Here is an 18,740-nt window from a genome sequence, read left to right on the forward strand (position 1 = left end):
TTCATCTTACAGGATAATCGCTGCAAGCCAGCCGAATAGAACAAGCGGGATATTATAATAGATAAAAGTCGGGACACATGTACCCCAAATGTGGTGATGCTGTCCATCCATGTTCAATCCAGATGTCGGTCCAAGCGTACTGTCACTTGCAGGTGAACCTGCATCCCCAACAGCCGCAGCTGAACCAATAATGGCAATGGTCGCCATTGGACTAAATCCAAGGTGTAAACAAAGTGGAACAAAGATGGTCGTAATAATCGGAATCGTGGCAAATGATGATCCGATCCCCATTGTCACAAGCAGACCCACAAGCAGCATTAAAATGGCCGCGAGACTTTGGCTGTTGCCGATAAATTGAGAAGATGCTTTAACAAGCGTTTCAATGTCTCCTGTTTTGGTTAAAACGTTGGCAAATCCAGCCGCAACAAGCATGACAAAACCGATAAATGCCATCATGTTCATTCCAGATGTAATCAGTTGATCTGCTTCATCGCGTTTCATCATTCCGGTTACAAACAAGACAAGCAGTCCTGCAAGTGCACCGAAGATCATTCCTTCCACGCCAAGGCTTTGAGACAGATAAAGCTGGACAATCAAGGACACGAGAATGGCAAGACCGGCAAAGAATAGACTTTTTGTCGTATAGGCTGATTTCTCTACATCTGTAATATCGCGATCCTCATATACTTTTGGCTTACGATACATGAATAGAGAGACGATCAATCCTAGTACCATCCCCCCAACAGGGATCAGCATGGCATATGGAATATCTGCTAAATTCACAGCTAGACCTGCATCCTTCATATTGTCACGGAGCATTCCGTGGAAAATCTGTCCAAAACCGACTGGAAGTAAAATATATGGTGCAGTGAGTCCGAAGGTCATGACACACGCTAGCAGTCTACGGTCAATTTGAAGCTCGTTAAACACTTTTAATAATGGCGGAATTAAGACTGGAATAAAGGCAATATGAACAGGAACGACGTTTTGTGAAAAACAAGATACGATCAAAATCACAAGAATGATCAGTACTTTTGATAATGTTTTTCTTCTTGAGTCGCCTTCTTTTCCTAAAAGCTTCACTGCTCCTTCAACCATGGCATCTGGAAGACCCGTTTTTGTCAGCGCCGCAGCAAATGCCCCTAAAAGCGCATAACTAATCGCCACTGTCGCATTTCCTCCGAGCCCGTCAGTAAAGGCTTCCACTGTTCCTCCCAGGCCTAATCCACCTGCAAGTCCGCCAGCTAAAGCACCAAGTGCCAGCGCAATCACGACATTGACCCGCAGCAAGCTTAATATCAACATTAAAACAACCGCTAAAACAACTGCATTCATGGTGAAACCCCCGAAATCCTTTAGTTTACTAATGTAGTAGATAATTAAAGTACCAACGTATGTTACCATAGAAAAAATACTACGTCAAATGGCGTTTGACCTACATAAAAAAGGCCCTGCCATTTGGCAGAGCCTCATCCTTTATTTCTTTCCTTCAAATCGTTCCACAAATGTGGCCAATGACCGTACCATCACACCTGTCGCCCCTGTTGGCCCAAAGCATGAAGGCTTTTCTGTTGTGGCTGTTCCTGCAATATCCAAGTGAACCCAAGGCGTATCCTCAGCAAATTCACCGATGAAAGCTCCTGCCATGATCGCATGTCCATCACGTCCTGGTGAGTTATTGAGATCTGCCATTTTGCTGTTTCGTACGCGCTTTTTATCTTTTTCAGTGATTGGCAGCTGCCAAATCATTTCACCGCATTCTTCTGATGCCTCTTTAAACTGGGCATACAGTTCATCGTTATTTGTCATGACGCCTGTTGTCTCATTTCCAAGTGCCACAATGACTCCGCCTGTTAATGTCGCCACGTCTACAAGAACAGAGGCACCGTGCTGCTTCGCATATGTCACCCCATCTGCTAAAACAAGACGGCCTTCTGCATCCGTATTCAGCACTTCGATTGTTTTACCGCTAAGCGACACAATGACGTCATCCGGCTTCATAGCGTCAGCCGAGATCATATTGTCTGTCGAGGCAATGACAGCAATGACATTTTGCTCTGGGCGCAGTTCACCGATGATTTCCATAGCACCTAAAACAGAGGCTGAGCCGCCCATATCAGTTTTCATCCCAACCATACTGGCTCTTGGCTTTAACGAATAGCCACCAGTATCATATGTGATGCCTTTACCGACAAGCCCAATCACGTCCGTCCATTCTTCCTTGCCTTGATATTTCAGAACGATGAGCTTTGGTGGTTCTGTTGAGCCTCTATTGACAGCTAGAATCCCGCCCATCCCGAGCTCTTCCATTTGTTCTTTATCTAAAATTTCAATCTCAAATTCGTATTTATACGCAAGCTCTGCCGCGTACGAAGCCAGATCAGAGGATGTGAGCATGTTCGGCGGCATATTCACAAGGGTACGAGCCGAATTGACGGACTGTCCGTAGACCTCGCCCACTTTCAGACTTGCCTGAATTTCAGTCGTATCATGATCCGTCATTGCATAAACAAATTCGATGAAGCGATCCGGCTCATTTGTTTTATGTTTAAAATCTTGTAATTCATATGTAGCTAAAAGGCAGCTTTCAGAAAGGGCATGGGCTGCATCTTGGGCAGGCAGATCCTTTCCAATAAACGTGTCCAGAAAGACCGAAACCGCTTGCTTTTTATCTTGATGAAGCTTTTTAAATAAATGGGCAAATCCTTCTTTTGCCTCTTCAAACGTGTAATCTGATTCCTTCCCAAGCCCGACAAAATAAATGCGTTTGATGCCTGTTTCAGGGGATGGGAAAAACTTCGAAAGCTGATTTCGTTTAGATGAAATATCGCCTTCTTTTAATAATTCAGTGATTCGTCCTTCAAGTAATTCATCCATTTCCTTTGCTTTTCCTGATAATTGGCTCTTTTGAAAAAGTCCGATCGCCAGTGTATCTTTATGTTGCCATTCATTTGTCGAGAAAAACATATTTATCACACGCTCCTTCAATGAACTCCATTTTTCACATTGGAACTTCTATTATATCAAAATTTGCGGGTCTATACGATCATTGCCAGTCTGTCTTTACTTGATGAACATTTATATTTTCACACGCGGAAGGGCATCATGAAAAAGCGATGAAAACTTGTACAGCCCGTCCGCGTCTCCTCGTTCCACATCTACTTTCTTTAATGTTATAATTGAACATGGACTTGGCAGCATTTGAATCTGCTATCATTTTTTCATCATACTAGGGTACACAGTCCACCATTTTGCACGATATTTTTTCTTACAGAGAGGATGTTTCTTGTTCATGAGCGTACTGACGAATTTTCCGCTGCTTGCCAGCCTTGCAGCCATCTTTTTTGCTCAATTTGTAAAAGTACCGATTCAATTTATCATTTCTAGACGACTAGATTGGTCGCTCATTACAAGCACAGGCGGAATGCCAAGTTCACACTCCGCAGCCGTAACAGCACTCTCAACAGCAGTGGCTTTAGAGCACGGGCTAAATACATCAATCTTTGCGATTTCCGCCATCTTTGCGATTATTACCATGTTCGATGCGACAGGTGTGCGCAGACAGGCAGGAGAACAGGCAACTGTACTGAACAAGCTGGTAACAGATTTTAACCGATTTGTTTCTGAAGCAAAGAATTTCCCGAGTGCGGAAGAAAAAGAAAAGCAAAAGAAATTGAAAGAGCTTCTTGGTCATAAGCCGATTGAAGTTTTCTTTGGCGGCTTAACAGGGATCTTGCTGACACTTATCTTAGATTATTACTTCATGTAGAAGCGAAAAAAGCTTTGGACCTAAAACTTGTCCAAAGCTTTTTTATTCTTTATTGGCTTGAAACTGCTGACGGAATACTTGCATTGATTTTGCTTCATTAAGCTGGTTTAAGTCTTTTTCCGTTAACGTTCCTTCGCCCTTTTTAATGATATACACATCGAGCACTTTTTTACCCCATTCTCTATACACATCATCTACGGTTTCATAGTATAAATCAAGCTTATGACCTTTAATGGCTTTTCCCGTATCTGCGACCACTCCGTAGCCATAGTTTGGGATAAAGAGCACTGTTCCAATCGGAAAGACTGATGGGTCCGCAGCCACAGTTGAATATAAATCACGTTTCACTTTGACGCCTGAATATGTAATGCCATATGCATGGTGTTCCTTCGTTTTACCTGTTGATTCCACACCTGCTGTATAGCCTGTGGCGACAACCTTTTGCTTCGGGTAATCGTTCCAATTGAACGCTTCTTCGAGAGAAATAGCCCGCAAGTCATCACTTTTGAGTGCCATCGTTTCTCTTTTTTGCTGTTGGAAAAAAGAAGATACTTGCTTGCCAGGATCAGTCTCTTTCACCCAGGCAGCTACATCACTTGGTTCAACTCCAGATATGCCCGTAAAGCTTGTCAAAAGAGCAAGCATAAAAAGGGCTGTCATGAACAATCGTTTCATCCATGTTTTCATCTTTATTTGTCACTCCTCTACCCATCTATTTGTTTCCAAACAAAATGGAAACTATGCAAAGGAGAAACAAAAAAACCCACTTGCCTATCTACAAGTGAGTTAAAACATTTGATACCCTCTTTTTCGAAGTGCATTAATGACAAAACCTGATGCAATTGCACCAATCAGACCGCTTAACAAAATAATGATATCAGCCGCTGCGAGAGAGACAATGCGGTCCCCTATTCCTGAAAAAGCGATGCCCGGTTCTCTGACATAAGCAATCATCTTTTGATTGTTGATAATGAAAAGGCATACAATTGGATATAAAATAGCCATAATCCATGACATTCTCAGCAGCATATTGAGCAAAAAGCCAATGCCGAAGAATAACACGAAAAATAAAATAACGGAAATAATAACGACTGGTAAACTGATCACTTCATCTCCACCCCCAAATATCCCATCATTAGTTTAACTTGGAAATAGAGATGAAGTCAATCAATGGAAAAAGCAGATGGATTAAAGCTTCTTTCCTGTCCCTTTACATTCCTCACATGTTTCAGATCCGCCGAGCAATAGCTGAAAATATCCTTTCCCCGAACAATATTGACAGGTGGACTTCTTTTCTTTTGTATGTGCATTCATATTGCTCACTCCCTTAATCTAAATTTTCTGATAATTTATCATACCATACTTTACTGCCGATAACCAAGTAAGAAAATATGTCAAAAAAAACGTGTATCACGAGGATACACGTTTTTGTCTATATCGGTTTAGAAGAACTTGAATTTTCCTTTTTTCAGAACAAGTCCTGGTCCGCCAACCATGAATAAAGAGCGGTTGTCGATGATTTTCTTCATTGCTGAAGCTTTTGTTCCTTGAAGTTTTTTACCAAACGCAACACCTACAGCGTCGTGTTCACCAAGTGAAGCAACTGTTCCTTTGATGTCTGGCTTAAAGCTTTCAAGAGAACCACCTTTCACTAGTGCTGCAAGGTTTTTCGCTACTGTTTCACCTTGCTGCATAGCGATTTGTGCAGTTGGTGGGTATGGACGGTTGATTTCTTCATTGATGATCAATGAACAGTCACCGATGATGAATACATCATCATTTTCTGGTACACGAAGATCTGGAGATACTTTTACGCGTCCGCGCATGTTTTCAAATCCAGCTTCTTCAACGATTGGGTTACCGCGTACACCAGCAGCCCAAACAACAGTTTCAGCTTTGATTTCTTCAGTATCATCGTCTTTTCCAACAATGATGCCTTCTGGCGTACATTCTTTGATCGCTGTACCAATTTTGAACTCAACGCCTTTACCTTGAAGGTAGTTCATTGCATAGTCGATCAATGCAGGATCGAATCCTGGAAGAGCTGTTGGTGCAGCTTCTACACAGATGATGCGCACATCTTTTTGATCAATATCATACTCTTTGCAAAGCTCAGGCACACGGTTTCCAAGCTCACCAAGGAACTCAATACCTGTAAAGCCCGCACCGCCGACAACGATTGTCAAGCGCTCTGGACGTTTTTCAGCTTCCGTATTATACGTCGCAAATTGAAGCTCAATATGCTCACGAAGCTGACGAGCAGAGTTGATGTTAGAGATTGAGAATGCGTATTCTTTCAGTCCTGCAATACCAAATGTTTCAGGAACAGCACCAAGCGCAACAACAAGGTAGTCGTAAGAAAGTTCGCCATCTGATGTCACGACTTTCTTCTCTTCCTTATTAATGCTTTCAACTGTTGCTTGTACAAAGTTGACACGGGAACTGTTAATCACATCTTTGATTTGATAACGACAGCGGTCATGATGAAGTGTACCTGCACTTGCTTCATGTAACCATGTTGTTTCGTAATGATAATTATGCTTGTTCACAAGAGTAATGTCCGCATCATTTGTGCCAAGCTGTTTTGTTAATCTTGTTACAGTCATTAATCCGCCATAACCTGCACCTAATACAACGATTTTCGGTTTATTCACTGGAATCACATCCACCTTTTTTAAATTTGCTGTAAAACGGATAAAGAATTACATATCGTTATTCTCAACCGCTTTGCGGCATTTTATGAAATTTAAACAAAAAAATAAGTATGTGAAAATCTGAACTTTCACCTACATAAAACGAAAGCATTTGACCGTATCCGACAAAAATTCATAAAAAATTAATATTTAGTTCCCTTAACAATAATAGCGAGTTCTGATTCAATTTTCAAGGCTTTAAACTGAAAATCCTTATGATAAACGGTCTTTCTCACTTTTTCCTCTTTTTCAAAGCTTCGACATCAAAAAACGACAAGTTTTTCAAAACAAGTCAAACGACGATGTGTGGTATGATATGATATAGTGATAACAATTTTCATTTGGGAGGATTAAAGGAATGCAAGAAGATTCTAAGGTATATGACATTACCGTTATCGGGGGCGGCCCAGTAGGATTGTTTACTGCGTTTTACGGTGGCATGAGACAGGCAAGTGTGAAAATCATTGAAAGCCTTCCTCAGCTCGGCGGTCAATTATCCGCTCTTTACCCTGAAAAATACATTTATGATGTGGCTGGTTTTCCAAAAATCCGCGCACAAGAATTAATTGATAACTTAAAGGAACAAATGGATAAATTTGATCAAACCATTTGCTTAGAGCAAGCAGTTGAAACAGTTGAAAAACAGGCAGATGGTATCTTTAAACTTGTGACAAATCAAGAGGTTCATTATTCTAAAACGATCATCATCACAGCTGGTAACGGTGCATTCCAACCGAGAAAGCTTGAACTAGATGCAGCAGAATCATTTGAAGGAAGCAACCTGCATTACTTCATTAATGATTTGAATCAATTTGCTGGCAGACGTGTCGCTGTTCTTGGCGGCGGAGACTCTGCGGTGGACTGGGCACTGATGCTTGAACCTATCGCAAAAGAGGTTTCCATTATTCACCGCCGCGATAAATTCCGTGCGCATGAGCACAGTGTAGAAAACCTGCACAATTCGAAAGTCAATGTCGTGACGCCATTTGTTCCAACCGAGCTCATTGGTGAAGACCGCATTGAACAGATTGTGCTAGAAGAAGTCAAAGGCGACAAAAAACAAGTGCTTGATGTGGACGACGTGATCGTCAACTTCGGTTTTGTTTCCTCTCTTGGGCCAATTAAGCAATGGGGTCTTGAAATCGAAAAGAACTCGATCGTCGTGAAATCCACAATGGAAACAAACATCGAAGGCTTCTATGCGGCAGGAGACATTTGTACGTATGAAGGAAAAGTCAAATTGATTGCCAGCGGATTTGGTGAAGCACCAACGGCTGTCAACAATGCGAAAGCCTACATGGACCCGAAAGCCCGTGTACAGCCTCTTCATTCCACAAGCTTATTTGAAAACAAATAAGCGAAATCAAAAAAAGGAGTTCCCACTAGCGGAACTCCTTTTTCGTTTATTTAAAAATCCCAATATAGGCATTCGCCATTCCAAGTACCATTGCAGCAAGCAGCACCACAACAATCCCTGCCACAACCAAAATCACCCGATCCTTCACACGTTCCTTTTTCGGAAGCGGCTTCTCAATCCCGCAAGCTGGACACGTTTTGGACCGATACGGAATCAGTTCATGACAGTTCCTGCAATTGATTTGTTCACTCAAACCTTAGCAACCTCTTTTCTACCTACAGTTTATGTTTGGTTCTCATGATACTCTTTTCGGGTGGAAATAGCCAGTTGTGAGAGCAAGCTGTAACAAAATTGAGCGATTTATAAATTGTTGAAGAGAGAATGAAGGTTTTATGTGATCAACCGATATAGGAAAAGAAGAAGATCATAATGAAGGATAGGTGGAAAGATGTTAAAGCGTTTCATGATCAGTTTGATCTTGTTACTGATGATTGGTGGCTCAGTTGAGCTGTTTGCAAAAGACTATAACAAACATTATGCGCAGTTCGCAGCAGGACTGAATATTGATGTTGATCAACTAGAACCTTTTTTAAAGCATGTGTCCACTTCAATTTTAGATTCTGGTTTGAGTGATCAAGAAATCAAACAGATACTCTCTAAAGTCCAAAAAATGAATAAAAACAATGAAACGAAAAAAGTGGGTACTTTTGAAGTAATGTATCATGAAAAACCAGCAAATATTAAAATTGTGATTGAAGTCCATGTGGAAGATGGCAATAAAGAAATGGTGATCTATATGTTTAGCACCCAAGAGCTGGTGGATGTCTTGGATAAAGAGCTGTTGAAAATAGAAGAAGCAATATGAGAAAGAGACAATGGGTGAGTGTCTCTTTTTATGGTTGATTTTCCTCAATAAAAAAGCCTCCTCGATCGTGTTGTTTACAAAAACAAACGAAAAAGAAGGCTTATCTTAATCAACGATCAGTTGTTAGCAATCTTCCGGCGTACCGGTATTCGTGGCTGTTCTGAAAGAAGAACCACATCCGCATGAAGCAATCGCATTCGGATTGTCGATGGTGAAACCGCCGCCCATTAGTGATTGTTTGAAATCAATGATAGTGCCGTTCATGATATCAAGGCTTTCGGAGTCGACAAGGACCTGGATGCCTTGCTGTTCGAACTGCGTGTCTTTCTCTGAAACTTCATGGTCAAAGCCCATTCCGTATGAAAGACCGCTACAGCCGCCGCCTTTTACGCCAACTCGTAGGAACGCATTTTCTTCTTCATGTTCTTTCATCATATCTTTAATCTGCAGTGCAGCAGCTTCTGTAATGGTTACTGGTGTACTCATGATCATCCCTCCTTTTGACTGGATGTTTCTTTTCAATTATAAACGTGATGGTGCCTTTTCTCAAATAAATGGTTTACAGATAAAATGTGCCGTCACAAATCGTTTCAGCAGGCCCTGTCATGAGCACATGGTCGTTGTCTTTCCAGCGAATGATGAGATCTCCGCCTGCTAAGTGAACCGTCATGTCTGTTTCCTTTTTCGCCTGTCCATTCACAATCGTGGATACGGCAGCCGCGCAAGCTCCCGTTCCGCAGGCTTGAGTAATGCCAGACCCTCTTTCCCACACACGAAAATGCAGTTCTGTTTCACTAACCACTTCTACAAATTCTACATTGACGCCTTCTGGGAACATGTCGTGTTTTTCGATGATTGGCCCAAGTGTATCAAGCGGTGCTTTTTCAATGTCCACTAAATAAAACACGATGTGCGGGTTTCCCATTGAAACGGCCGTTCCATTTAAGGTTGTCGTGCCAAAATCAAGCGGTTCATTAATCGTAGTGCTTGTTGGTTCACCTAGCATCGGCATCGCTTCTTTTTCAAAACGAGGTTTCCCCATATCTACTGTTACTAAATGAACGTGATCATCCTGTACATGAACGGTCGCTTCAACGAGTCCTGACAATGTCTCAATCTGGAACGTTGTGTCAGTTACGATTTGATGCTCATACACATATTTTGCGACGCAGCGCAGACCGTTGCCGCAGTTTTTTCCCTCTGATCCATCATTGTTGAAAATACGCATTTTCACAGGTGCAACATCTGATGGGCAAATAAGGATCATTCCGTCTGAACCGATTCCTGTATAAACAGAAGAAACCTGGATCGCTATCTCTGATAGCTGCTCTTCTGGAAGCTGTTCCTTCATCTGATTGACGTAAATATAATTATTTCCTAATCCATGCATTTTCGTGAATTGAAATGATGTCATGAGCTTCCTCCAAAAATGTTGTTTCTTTATAGTATAAAAGGAGTCGATTCAGGAGACAATCTTATCATCCCCCGTTTTTCATACATAAAAGCTCTTTGCTGCCATGGCAAGGGGCTTTTATTATGCATATGCCTCATTTTCTCTCGTGTGATGCTTCATTTTAATGATATTTTATTAGCATAACATATTGGATGCGCTTTCTATTCATTCTCCTTAAAAATGGAAACTTAAAATATGAAAAAAATGCACCTCATGACCCATGTGGTGCATTTAAAACATCTCATTTTCCTCTATAAAAGCATAAATACGCTCAACTAGCTGCTCTGCATTTTCTCCGGAAACAAATTCTCCATTCACGAGTGCAAATGGGGAGTCCATACATTTGCCGCAGTAGCTTAAACAGCCGTATTCCATAACGTCTAGGTTTGGGTCTTTATCAAGCTTCTCTTTTGCTTCTTGAGACCCTTGTGCAAGATTACTTACACAAAATTCGATCAGTGGGAACACTTTGCTTCACCTCACATTGCTTTACCATCCTACCGAAATTCCTTCTATTAGTCAAAACATGAGCTTCACCTGTATCGTTACGCCTATTCCTCGTAAAATGTTTTACTATTTAGGACTAACTAATGAATATGTAGGTTATTTTGAAACAATTATTGTGGTTTCACAGTAAATTCGATATAATTTTATTTGGTATTTTAACTTAAAGTTTTTTAGTATAAGTGTTTTTCAATGTCTACGGGGAAAAGGAGAATCGTCATGAAAAATTTAGTCTTGATCGGCGGAGGTTACGGGAATATGCGGGTTCTCCACCGCTTATTGCCAAATCAATTACCTGATGATGTTACTATCACATTAATTGATCGAAATCCTTACCACTGTTTAAAAACAGAATATTATGCACTCGCTGCTGGAACGATCTCTGATCATCACATTCGAGTATCTTTTCCAGAGCATCCGAAGCTGGATATTCAATATGGGGAAGTAGAAAAAATTGATATTGAAAACAAACAGATCTTATTCAGCGACCGTGAACCCATTCCTTATGACGACACGGTGATTGGACTCGGCTGTGAGGACAAGTATCATAATGTCCCTGGTGCGAAAGAACATACATACAGTATTCAAACCATTGATCAGTCAAGACATACGTATAACAAATTAAACAATTTGGGTGCAGGTGCAACGGTTGGTATCGTCGGTGCTGGACTTAGCGGGGTAGAGCTAGCCAGTGAATTAAGAGAAAGCCGTGCTGATTTAAACATTATTCTTTTTGACCGCGGAGAGCTGATTCTATCAAGCTTCCCAAAAAGATTAAGTTTATATGTGCAAAAGTGGTTTGAAGAAAATGACGTAAAGATCATTAACTGTGCCAATATTACGAAGGTTGAAGAAGGTGTTGTTTACAACCATGATGACGCCATTGAAGCAGAGGTCATCGTATGGACAGCAGGCATTCAGCCAAGCAAAGTGGTACGGGAGATGGATGTTGAAAAAGACGCACAAGGCCGCGTCGTATTAACACCTCATCACAATCTCCCTGGAAATGAGCACGTCTATGTCGTGGGTGATTGCGCAAGTCTTCCGCATGCCCCAAGTGCACAGCTTGCCGAGGCGCAGGCAGAACAAATTGTCCAATCTCTGCAAAAACGCTGGAAAAACGAGCCGCTTCCTGAGGCTTATCCTCAGTTTAAGCTAAAAGGTGTCTTAGGCTCTTTAGGGAAAAAAGCCGGCTTTGGCTTAGTAGCAGATCGTCCACTTATTGGCCGTGTACCAAGACTTCTAAAATCCGGACTCCTTTGGATGTATAAGCATCACAATGGCTAACATCATGTGAATTTTATCTCAAAGCTCCTTCTCGTCGAGGGAGCTTTTTTCTATGAAACGGCATGTGCCGATGAACGGGTCCATTTGATCGGAGCAAGGGCAAGGATGCAGTCTTTACGAAACGTTCTCATCGTCTTTTTTGATAAACAATACGCTTGGATGAGCTGGTCTGTTTGACGGTGGACAATGATTTTACGCTTCGTGCACTCTCCGTTTTTCTTCATATAAATCATCTCAATTGGTATTTGCTGTTGAAGAGATTGTTTCAGTAAATAATTCATGATGCTCACGCTCCTTTCATTTCATTATAATCGAACAAACGTTCTTTTTCAACCCGAAAAGGAACGTTTGTTCTGTTTATTTTCTCAAAAAAAGAACAGTTTATTCACTGCTCTCCGTGTAACCGTATTTCTCCATTTCTTGATAAATGTCTTTTAATTTTGGATTGCCCTCTCCGACAATTTGATCCTCCACTAAGACAAGCGGATAAAAGAATTCATCATCAAGAATTCGTTCAGACAATTCCTTTTGGTGTTCGTTTTCTGGTGGGTGCGCAATATCAATATATGTGATGCGAAACGGCTGATTCGGATATTTTCGTTTTAACGCTGCATCTAACCACTCAAATGTGTCTTTTGATGAAGGCAGATTCACGCAGCTAGCGCAAAGTACATCTCTTCCATATACATAAAGATCGACGGTTTGATTCATTTGACAAGCCCCCTATTCTTTCTTTATTTTAGCTGAATTTTCTGTATGAAAAAAGTCAAAATCACTTTTTGTTTCAAGATGAGATTGTGCTATAATGAGAAGGAAACTTTGAAACCAATCAATAGATTTTTATCGTCCAGATGAATATAATGGTGATATGTTGTGAAAGGAGCGATTGTATCTAATGACTGAAGTCGAAATGAAAGACCAAGTACAGGAAGTACTAGACAAACTTCGTCCATTTCTATTACGTGATGGTGGAGACTGTGAGCTTGTAGACATTGAAGATGGCATTGTGAAATTACGTCTTCTTGGTGCATGCGGCAGCTGCCCAAGTTCAACCATTACATTGAAAGCCGGTATTGAGCGCGCATTATTAGAAGAAGTGCCTGGCGTTGTAGAAGTTGAACAGGTTTTCTAATTCATATATGACATGAAAACGACCCGAATTTGGGTCGTTTTTTATTAGCTTAACTTCTCGCTAAACCAATCCTTTATAAAGGTCAGTCTTTGAATACGCTGCCCCGGATGGCCGCTTCTGGATAAATCATGAGATGCTTTCGGGAATTTGACGAGCCTTGTGTCTTTCCCAAGCTCCTTCAGTGCTACAAAAAGCTGTTCTGCTTGATCGACTGGGCAGCGATAGTCTTCGTCGCTGTGTAGGATGAGAAGCGGCGTATTTACCTGCTTCACATACTTTAGCGGCGAACGATCCCATAGCTTATCGGCTGAATCATAAATATCCCCATCCATCTGCCACCTTGTGAAATAATAACCGATATCACTGATGCCATAAAAGCTAATCCAGTTTGAAATGGACCGCTGTGTGACGGCTGCGCGAAAACGGTCGGTCTGTCCGACAATCCAGTTGGTCATAAAACCGCCATAGCTGCCGCCTGTCACTCCAAGTCTTGTCTCATCAAGGAAATCATAGGCTTTCAGCACATGATCAACAGCCAGCATGACATCCTCATAATCAACGTCACCATAGCTCCCTCTCACACGGTCGGTAAACATTTGTCCGTATCCATGACTGCCATGAGGATTGATATATACGATGGCATAGCCTTCAGCGGCGAGCATTTGAAATTCATGAAAATACGTATAACCATACATGGCATGTGGTCCGCCATGAATTTCTAAAATAAGCGGATAAGTCTTCCCCTCTTCCATTTGGGAGGGCTTCATAAACCAGCCATGCACCTCGTCGCCTTCTTTTGACTGAAACGAAAATGGCTCTGGTACCGATAGGACATGCTCCTTGAGGAATTCATCATGCTCGAACGTGATTTGCTTTAGATCCGCCTCCCCTAATGTCAGCTCATACAGCTCACTTGGTGAAACGGGTGACAGTCGGCTCAGCAGCAATTTGGATTCATCTGGATGAAGGCTGAAGTTTGTGATATGTTCTGCCTCTAATCGAACAGGATAGGCTAAACCTTCAACAGAGAAATAATAAATCCCTGTACTGCCTTGATCAGAAACAAGTGCATAAAATCCCTGGCTATCCTTTGTCCACTGCGGAAGCTGATTGGCTTCGCCCATAACGCTATCCCCTGCCATACAGTTGCCCACATACATATCGAGCATTTCTGACAACTGAACGACATTTCCCTCCTTCAGATCATACAGCCATAATGCTGGGAAAGTAGCATTTTGAAATTCGCGCTCATGTCCGATATACACGAGGCTTTCTCCATTAGGAGCAAAAGACATGGTAGAATAAGCGCCTGATGATTGTGTGATTTTCTTTGTCGTACCATCCTCTAATGATCGGAGGCACACGTCACTTATGTAAGGTTTCTGAGGATTTGATTGAATATAGGCAAGCCATTTCCCGCACGGAGAGAGCGTGTGATTCACATGATGATGCTGCCCGCTTGTGACAGCCTCTACCTCTTCTGAGTGAGCATCCACTTGAATGATCTGCGTAGAACGCCCATCTAAAAAACCTCTGCCATCTGCTTTATAGGTTAAATCATCATATACCGCAGGAGCGAAATCATCTCGCTCTTCCTTTTTTTCATCATGTATAGACTCTGTTTGTTTCAGTGACACAGCCGCATAAATGAACGCTCCATTTGGTGAAAAGACAGGATGAGATACTCCGTATGGAATCGCCGTTAAGGTACGCACACCGCCTCCCTCGCTCTGAATCAGTGCAAGCTGGGGAGCTTCCTTTGGCTTTTGCAAAATAAACGCAAGCTGCCTGCTGTCTTTTGACCACACTGGCTGATGATGCTTTCCATCCTCAAATGTCCATTGTGACAGCTCCTCTGTCTCTTCATCTCGAACCCATAAATGGATATTGTAATCATCCTTTTTGTCATTCACCGTGACCTTTGTAAAAACCGCCTTTTTTCCATCTGGTGAATAAACCGGATGAGAAACAGAAACAATCTTCGTTAAATCTTCTGCTGTCATCAGTTTCTTCATGAATGTATCTCCTCCTTTTATGCATAAAAAATAGTTCGATCCTCTAAATAATAATCCCTGCTTTATCCTATAAAAACAAGGATAAAAAAAGAACGTGCATTTTTACAGCACGTTCTCAGGTTATTGAAAAAGGGCTAAAATAATCTTTATTTTAGCTCTTTTTCTTCTTTTCAGCGTGATAGAAAACCTTTGCAGTCTAGGAAGGACGAGTACTGGAGCGGAGCGAATTAATATTCGTGAGCACCAGCACGCAGGACTGACACCGAATGCGAGGGTTTGCCTACACGCTGGAATGTGCATTTTTACAGCACGTTCTTTACTTGATTGACTGGATCATGCTCCACGACAACACCTTCTACTGGTACTGTCAGCAAATCTACTTCGCAATGCGGGAAGTTTTGGGCAAGCTGCTTTTTCAGCGCTTCTCCCTTCCCTTTTTCAACTAAGGTTAAGATTGTCGGACCAGCACCGCTTAATGCCGTTCCATACGCTCCTTTTAGCGAAGCGACATGCTCTACCTTCGACAGCTCTGGGACGAGCATTGTGCGGTAAGGCTGATGAAATAAATCCTTATTCATCATTTCTCCAACAAGCGGCCAGTTTTGCGTCATTAAGGCGGCAACAAGCACGTTGCTCACAGCACTCGCACTGACAGCATGTTTATAGGAAAAATCCTCTGGCAGGACATCACGGGCGTCCTTTGTCAGTACTTCATAAAAAGGAATCACGACAACAACATCTATATCCACATGCTTCACTTTGACAGCATGTGTCTTGTCTTCTTCATGAAGACCAATCAGTAAACCTCCGAATAAAGAAGCACCCGCATTATCTGGATGACCTTCTACCTCACTTGCAAAAAAGAGCTTTTGATCATCCGGCATATTTAATTCGAGAAGCTGATTGGCTAGCTCAATGGCTGCCACAATTGCAGCAGCACTGCTGCCCAGCCCCCGTGCCAATGGAATATCACTCCACACTTTGACATAAACAGGCGGGAGTGTTTTTCCAAAGTGATCTGCGACCTTTTTGGCTGTTTGATAAATGAGGTTGTCGGTGCCTGATGGAATTCCAGACACGACATCTGATTCTGCTTCAAACAGCCAGCTATCATGGTCATAGACCGATAGCTTTAAATAGCGGCTGAGCGCCATTCCAACTGAATCAAAGCCTGGTCCTAAATTGGCAGTGCTTCCCGGTACTGTGATTGAAAAAAGCATGGAGGCTTTACTCATACGCGCGCGGCCTTTTCTAAGTGTTCAAGAATTTGATCTTCATCTGCATCAAGTGTGACCGGCTTAATTTGTGAAATATCAATGGCCGTATTCGGATCTTTCAATCCGTTGCCTGTTAATACCGCAACAACTTTACTGCCTGGCTTGATTTCTCCGGATTTCACCTGCTTTAGCACACCTGCGATAGACGCACATGAGCCTGGCTCTGCAAACACACCTTCTTCACGAGCAATCAATTGATATGCATGGAGAATTTCTTCGTCTGTCACTTCATCAATCTTTCCGTTTGATTCATCTGCCGCTGCCACAGCTTGTTTCCAGCTTGCAGGATTTCCGATACGGATGGCAGTTGCCACTGTTTCTGGCTGTTCAATCACTTCATTTCGCACGATCGCTGCTGCGCCTTCTGCTTCAAAGCCGCGCATAACAGGCAGTCCAGTTCCTTTTTTCTCATGGTATTCCTTGAAGCCTTTCCAGTAGGCGGTAATATTCCCCGCATTTCCAACAGGAATCGCCAGTACGTCCGGGGCCGAGCCTAGCTGCTCACAGATTTCAAATGCCGCCGTTTTTTGTCCTTCAATTCGGTACGGATTGACAGAGTTAACAAGGGCAATCGGCGATTTTTCACAGATGCTGCGGACGATTTTCAGTGCATCATCAAAGTTACCGTCAATTGCAATGATCTCTGCTCCGTACATCACAGCCTGTGCAAGCTTGCCAAAGGCAATTTTTCCGTCTGGAATGATGACGATACATTTCATATCAGCACGAGCAGCATAAGCCGCTGCCGCTGCAGAAGTATTCCCTGTCGAAGCACACATGACCGTATCATTGCCTTCTTCTTTTGCCTTTGCAACAGCCATGACCATCCCGCGGTCCTTGAAAGAGCCTGTTGGATTGACGCCTTCTGTTTTCACATGAAGCTCAATCCCTAGCTTTTCCGAAAGCTTGGCAAGGTGGATCAGCGGTGTATTCCCTTCATTTAATGTTAGTTTTGGTGTTGATTCGTTTACTGGTAAGAATTCTTGGAATTCTTCAATAAGTCCATTCCACTTCATCAGCTTAAACCGTTCCCTTCTACTCGGTACGTGCTCTTCACTTGAACCACCACGTCGAGATCGTTTAATTTTTGCAGGATATTTGAGAAATCTTCTTCTGAGGTCCGGTGTGTAATAATCACAATTTCAGCCAGCTCATCATGCCCTTTCACAGGAAGCTGAAGGATCTTTTCAAAGCTGATGCCTCTTTCAGAAAAAATAGATGTAATGCGGGAAAATGCCCCGACTTGATCTCTAACATGAATTCTTAAAAATTGCTGAGCAAATACTTCCGACGGTGATTTGATCTTTTTCTCAAACTCCGGTGCGATAAATCCGCTTCCGTTCACGCCAAGGCGCATGTTTTTCATGACTGCGACTAAGTCTGATACCACAGCGGTTGCCGTTGGCAGACTTCCAGCTCCAGGTCCGTAAAACATCGTTTCCCCTACAGCACTCCCATAGACATACACCGCATTGAATTCATTGTTGACTGATGATAACGGATGGTGATCAGGGAGTAAGGTTGGCTGGACACTGACTTCCACTTTCTCTCCGTCCCGCTGGGCTATTCCGATCAGCTTCATTGTGTAGCCAAATCGTTTACTGAAATTAATGTCTTCATCAGAAACGTCAGAGATGCCTCTCACCTTCACATCGTCTAATTCCACATTCATGGAAAAACCGAGTCTTGCAAGAATCGCCATTTTCCTTGCTGCATCCAGTCCTTCTACATCAGCTGTTGGGTCTGCTTCTGCAAAGCCAAGATCCTGCGCTTCTTTTAAGACATCCTCATATGCGCTTTTATCGACGTTCATTTTCGTTAATATAAAATTGGTTGTGCCGTTCACAATTCCCATCATTTTCGTAATTCTGTCAGAGGCCAATCCTTCCTCCAGCGTACGCAGGATCGGAATTCCTCCGGCGACACTTGCTTCATAATAAAGATCACAGCCATTTTCTTTCGCCACATGTAAAAGTTCTGTTCCGTAAAGTGCCATTAAATCTTTATTGGCGGTAATGACATGCTTCTTTTCATTTAACGCATCTATTAAATATTGTTTTGTCTCTTCAATGCCGCCCATCACTTCAATAATGACGTCGACCTCTGGATCTCTAATCACATCGTATACTTCAGTTGTGAAGACTTCTCTTGCCACATCCACATCTCTCTTTTTATCGGGATTGCTCACAAGCACTTTTTGTATTAATACCGGACAGCCGATCTGGTGCATTAATTTATCCTGATGATCTTGGATAATCTTGACGACACCGCTTCCCACTGTTCCTAATCCTAATAGTCCAACTCGAATTGCCTTCACCTGAAATTCCACCTTTCTCCGTCAATGTCCTCTCTAAAAAGACATTTGTTAACCTAACACAGACATTCAAT

Annotated in this window: 20 protein-coding genes and 1 pseudogene; 5 read left to right on the forward strand and 16 right to left on the reverse strand. The window is 42.3% G+C overall.

Annotated features, from left to right (window positions below):
• Window positions 1-6 precede the first annotated feature (6 nt).
• Together MHH54_RS14785 and MHH54_RS14790 are read right to left on the reverse strand one after the other, a co-directional pair.
• On the reverse strand, window positions 7-1,335 hold the full coding sequence (locus MHH54_RS14785; RefSeq protein ID WP_003212911.1) for a Na+/H+ antiporter family protein: 1,329 nt from the start codon (window positions 1,333-1,335) through the stop codon (window positions 7-9).
• A gap of 141 nt (window positions 1,336-1,476) precedes the next feature.
• Window positions 1,477-2,967, reverse strand: coding sequence for a leucyl aminopeptidase (locus MHH54_RS14790; RefSeq protein WP_003213038.1), 1,491 nt, complete (start codon window positions 2,965-2,967; stop codon window positions 1,477-1,479).
• Window positions 2,968-3,292: 325 nt separating this feature from the next.
• On the opposite strand from MHH54_RS14790, the gene MHH54_RS14795 reads away from it, so the two are divergent.
• Window positions 3,293-3,769 carry a divergent PAP2 family protein gene (locus MHH54_RS14795; RefSeq protein WP_003212726.1) on the forward strand — a complete coding sequence of 159 codons (477 nt, stop codon included), beginning with the start codon at window positions 3,293-3,295 and terminating at the stop codon, window positions 3,767-3,769.
• 42 nt (window positions 3,770-3,811) lie between these two features.
• On the opposite strand, the gene MHH54_RS14800 is transcribed toward MHH54_RS14795, so the two are convergent.
• The 4 genes from MHH54_RS14800 to MHH54_RS14815 all read right to left on the reverse strand — a co-directional run bounded on the left by MHH54_RS14800 (window position 3,812) and on the right by MHH54_RS14815 (window position 6,429).
• Entirely contained in the window at window positions 3,812-4,456 is a 645-nt protein-coding gene (locus MHH54_RS14800; RefSeq protein ID WP_003212854.1) for a 3D domain-containing protein, read from the reverse strand.
• 99 nt (window positions 4,457-4,555) lie between these two features.
• A complete protein-coding gene (locus MHH54_RS14805) occupies window positions 4,556-4,876 on the reverse strand; it encodes a YuiB family protein (RefSeq protein WP_003212933.1) in 321 nt (106 codons plus the stop codon).
• A gap of 81 nt (window positions 4,877-4,957) precedes the next feature.
• Window positions 4,958-5,083: a YuiA family protein gene (locus tag MHH54_RS14810; protein ID WP_157957789.1), complete on the reverse strand. Its 126-nt coding sequence runs from the start codon at window positions 5,081-5,083 to the stop codon at window positions 4,958-4,960.
• A 128-nt stretch (window positions 5,084-5,211) separates the two neighbouring features.
• Window positions 5,212-6,429 carry an NAD(P)/FAD-dependent oxidoreductase gene (locus MHH54_RS14815; protein ID WP_161792789.1) on the reverse strand — a complete coding sequence of 406 codons (1,218 nt, stop codon included), beginning with the start codon at window positions 6,427-6,429 and terminating at the stop codon, window positions 5,212-5,214.
• A gap of 391 nt (window positions 6,430-6,820) precedes the next feature.
• Here MHH54_RS14815 and yumC point away from each other — a divergent pair, with 391 nt between their 5' ends.
• On the forward strand, window positions 6,821-7,819 hold the full coding sequence (gene yumC / locus MHH54_RS14820; protein ID WP_003212844.1) for a ferredoxin--NADP reductase 2: 999 nt from the start codon (window positions 6,821-6,823) through the stop codon (window positions 7,817-7,819).
• Between the two features lie 46 nt (window positions 7,820-7,865).
• Here yumC and MHH54_RS14825 read toward each other — a convergent pair whose 3' ends face one another.
• Window positions 7,866-8,072 carry a hypothetical protein gene (locus MHH54_RS14825; protein ID WP_044140840.1) on the reverse strand — a complete coding sequence of 69 codons (207 nt, stop codon included), beginning with the start codon at window positions 8,070-8,072 and terminating at the stop codon, window positions 7,866-7,868.
• 195 nt (window positions 8,073-8,267) lie between these two features.
• Here MHH54_RS14825 and MHH54_RS14830 point away from each other — a divergent pair, with 195 nt between their 5' ends.
• A complete protein-coding gene (locus MHH54_RS14830) occupies window positions 8,268-8,684 on the forward strand; it encodes a hypothetical protein (protein WP_342500373.1) in 417 nt (138 codons plus the stop codon).
• Window positions 8,685-8,807: 123 nt separating this feature from the next.
• On the opposite strand, the gene erpA is transcribed toward MHH54_RS14830, so the two are convergent.
• The 3 genes from erpA to MHH54_RS14845 all read right to left on the reverse strand — a co-directional run bounded on the left by erpA (window position 8,808) and on the right by MHH54_RS14845 (window position 10,605).
• Window positions 8,808-9,170 carry an iron-sulfur cluster insertion protein ErpA gene (gene erpA / locus MHH54_RS14835; RefSeq protein ID WP_106032242.1) on the reverse strand — a complete coding sequence of 121 codons (363 nt, stop codon included), beginning with the start codon at window positions 9,168-9,170 and terminating at the stop codon, window positions 8,808-8,810.
• Window positions 9,171-9,243: 73 nt separating this feature from the next.
• Window positions 9,244-10,098, reverse strand: coding sequence for a diaminopimelate epimerase (dapF, locus tag MHH54_RS14840; RefSeq protein ID WP_050944063.1), 855 nt, complete (start codon window positions 10,096-10,098; stop codon window positions 9,244-9,246).
• Window positions 10,099-10,368: 270 nt separating this feature from the next.
• A complete protein-coding gene (locus tag MHH54_RS14845; protein WP_003213414.1) occupies window positions 10,369-10,605 on the reverse strand; it encodes a YuzB family protein in 237 nt (78 codons plus the stop codon).
• 255 nt (window positions 10,606-10,860) lie between these two features.
• Between MHH54_RS14845 and MHH54_RS14850 the strand changes: the two genes are divergently transcribed.
• Window positions 10,861-11,928 (forward strand): NAD(P)/FAD-dependent oxidoreductase, encoded by a 1,068-nt coding sequence (locus tag MHH54_RS14850; protein WP_003213534.1) that lies wholly within the window; start codon window positions 10,861-10,863, stop codon window positions 11,926-11,928.
• 50 nt (window positions 11,929-11,978) lie between these two features.
• Here the strand turns inward: MHH54_RS14850 and MHH54_RS14855 are convergent, their stop codons facing one another.
• Together MHH54_RS14855 and MHH54_RS14860 are read right to left on the reverse strand one after the other, a co-directional pair.
• Entirely contained in the window at window positions 11,979-12,209 is a 231-nt protein-coding gene (locus tag MHH54_RS14855) for a hypothetical protein (protein ID WP_003213664.1), read from the reverse strand.
• Between the two features lie 100 nt (window positions 12,210-12,309).
• Entirely contained in the window at window positions 12,310-12,639 is a 330-nt protein-coding gene (locus tag MHH54_RS14860) for a YuzD family protein (RefSeq protein WP_342500374.1), read from the reverse strand.
• A 121-nt stretch (window positions 12,640-12,760) separates the two neighbouring features.
• On the opposite strand from MHH54_RS14860, the pseudogene MHH54_RS14865 reads away from it, so the two are divergent.
• Window positions 12,761-13,060, forward strand: a pseudogene (locus tag MHH54_RS14865) (NifU family protein).
• A gap of 44 nt (window positions 13,061-13,104) precedes the next feature.
• Here MHH54_RS14865 and MHH54_RS14870 read toward each other — a convergent pair.
• The 4 genes from MHH54_RS14870 to MHH54_RS14885 all read right to left on the reverse strand — a co-directional run bounded on the left by MHH54_RS14870 (window position 13,105) and on the right by MHH54_RS14885 (window position 18,669).
• Window positions 13,105-15,075: a S9 family peptidase gene (locus MHH54_RS14870; protein ID WP_342500375.1), complete on the reverse strand. Its 1,971-nt coding sequence runs from the start codon at window positions 15,073-15,075 to the stop codon at window positions 13,105-13,107.
• A gap of 302 nt (window positions 15,076-15,377) precedes the next feature.
• A complete protein-coding gene (gene thrB, locus MHH54_RS14875; protein ID WP_034620114.1) occupies window positions 15,378-16,310 on the reverse strand; it encodes a homoserine kinase in 933 nt (310 codons plus the stop codon).
• Complete coding sequence (gene thrC / locus MHH54_RS14880) at window positions 16,307-17,368, reverse strand: threonine synthase (protein WP_044140848.1); 1,062 nt, start codon at window positions 17,366-17,368, stop codon at window positions 16,307-16,309. The genes thrB and thrC overlap by 4 nt, the downstream gene beginning before the upstream one ends.
• On the reverse strand, window positions 17,368-18,669 hold the full coding sequence (locus tag MHH54_RS14885) for a homoserine dehydrogenase (RefSeq protein WP_003213524.1): 1,302 nt from the start codon (window positions 18,667-18,669) through the stop codon (window positions 17,368-17,370). The genes thrC and MHH54_RS14885 overlap by 1 nt, the downstream gene beginning before the upstream one ends.
• Window positions 18,670-18,740 lie beyond the last annotated feature (71 nt).

Origin of the sequence: Bacillus sp. FSL K6-4563 (assembly GCF_038630405.1) — a bacterium.
GTDB classification, from domain to species: domain Bacteria; phylum Bacillota; class Bacilli; order Bacillales; family Bacillaceae; genus Bacillus; species Bacillus pumilus.

What these genes read in the sequence shown, in the direction of transcription:
- MHH54_RS14850 (WP_003213534.1), top strand. Translation starts at nt 10,861, where the DNA reads ATGAAAAATTTAGTCTTGATCGGCGGAGGTTACGGGAATATGCGGGTT.
- MHH54_RS14860 (WP_342500374.1), bottom strand. Translation starts at nt 12,639, where the DNA reads ATGAATCAAACCGTCGATCTTTATGTATATGGAAGAGATGTACTTTGC.
- dapF (WP_050944063.1), bottom strand. Translation starts at nt 10,098, where the DNA reads ATGACATCATTTCAATTCACGAAAATGCATGGATTAGGAAATAATTAT.
- MHH54_RS14870 (WP_342500375.1), bottom strand. Translation starts at nt 15,075, where the DNA reads ATGAAGAAACTGATGACAGCAGAAGATTTAACGAAGATTGTTTCTGTT.
- thrB (WP_034620114.1), bottom strand. Translation starts at nt 16,310, where the DNA reads ATGAGTAAAGCCTCCATGCTTTTTTCAATCACAGTACCGGGAAGCACT.
- MHH54_RS14800 (WP_003212854.1), bottom strand. Translation starts at nt 4,456, where the DNA reads ATGAAAACATGGATGAAACGATTGTTCATGACAGCCCTTTTTATGCTT.
- erpA (WP_106032242.1), bottom strand. Translation starts at nt 9,170, where the DNA reads ATGAGTACACCAGTAACCATTACAGAAGCTGCTGCACTGCAGATTAAA.
- thrC (WP_044140848.1), bottom strand. Translation starts at nt 17,368, where the DNA reads ATGAAGTGGAATGGACTTATTGAAGAATTCCAAGAATTCTTACCAGTA.
- MHH54_RS14830 (WP_342500373.1), top strand. Translation starts at nt 8,268, where the DNA reads ATGTTAAAGCGTTTCATGATCAGTTTGATCTTGTTACTGATGATTGGT.
- MHH54_RS14810 (WP_157957789.1), bottom strand. Translation starts at nt 5,083, where the DNA reads ATGAATGCACATACAAAAGAAAAGAAGTCCACCTGTCAATATTGTTCG.
- MHH54_RS14795 (WP_003212726.1), top strand. Translation starts at nt 3,293, where the DNA reads ATGAGCGTACTGACGAATTTTCCGCTGCTTGCCAGCCTTGCAGCCATC.
- yumC (WP_003212844.1), top strand. Translation starts at nt 6,821, where the DNA reads ATGCAAGAAGATTCTAAGGTATATGACATTACCGTTATCGGGGGCGGC.
- MHH54_RS14855 (WP_003213664.1), bottom strand. Translation starts at nt 12,209, where the DNA reads ATGAATTATTTACTGAAACAATCTCTTCAACAGCAAATACCAATTGAG.
- MHH54_RS14790 (WP_003213038.1), bottom strand. Translation starts at nt 2,967, where the DNA reads ATGTTTTTCTCGACAAATGAATGGCAACATAAAGATACACTGGCGATC.
- MHH54_RS14785 (WP_003212911.1), bottom strand. Translation starts at nt 1,335, where the DNA reads ATGAATGCAGTTGTTTTAGCGGTTGTTTTAATGTTGATATTAAGCTTG.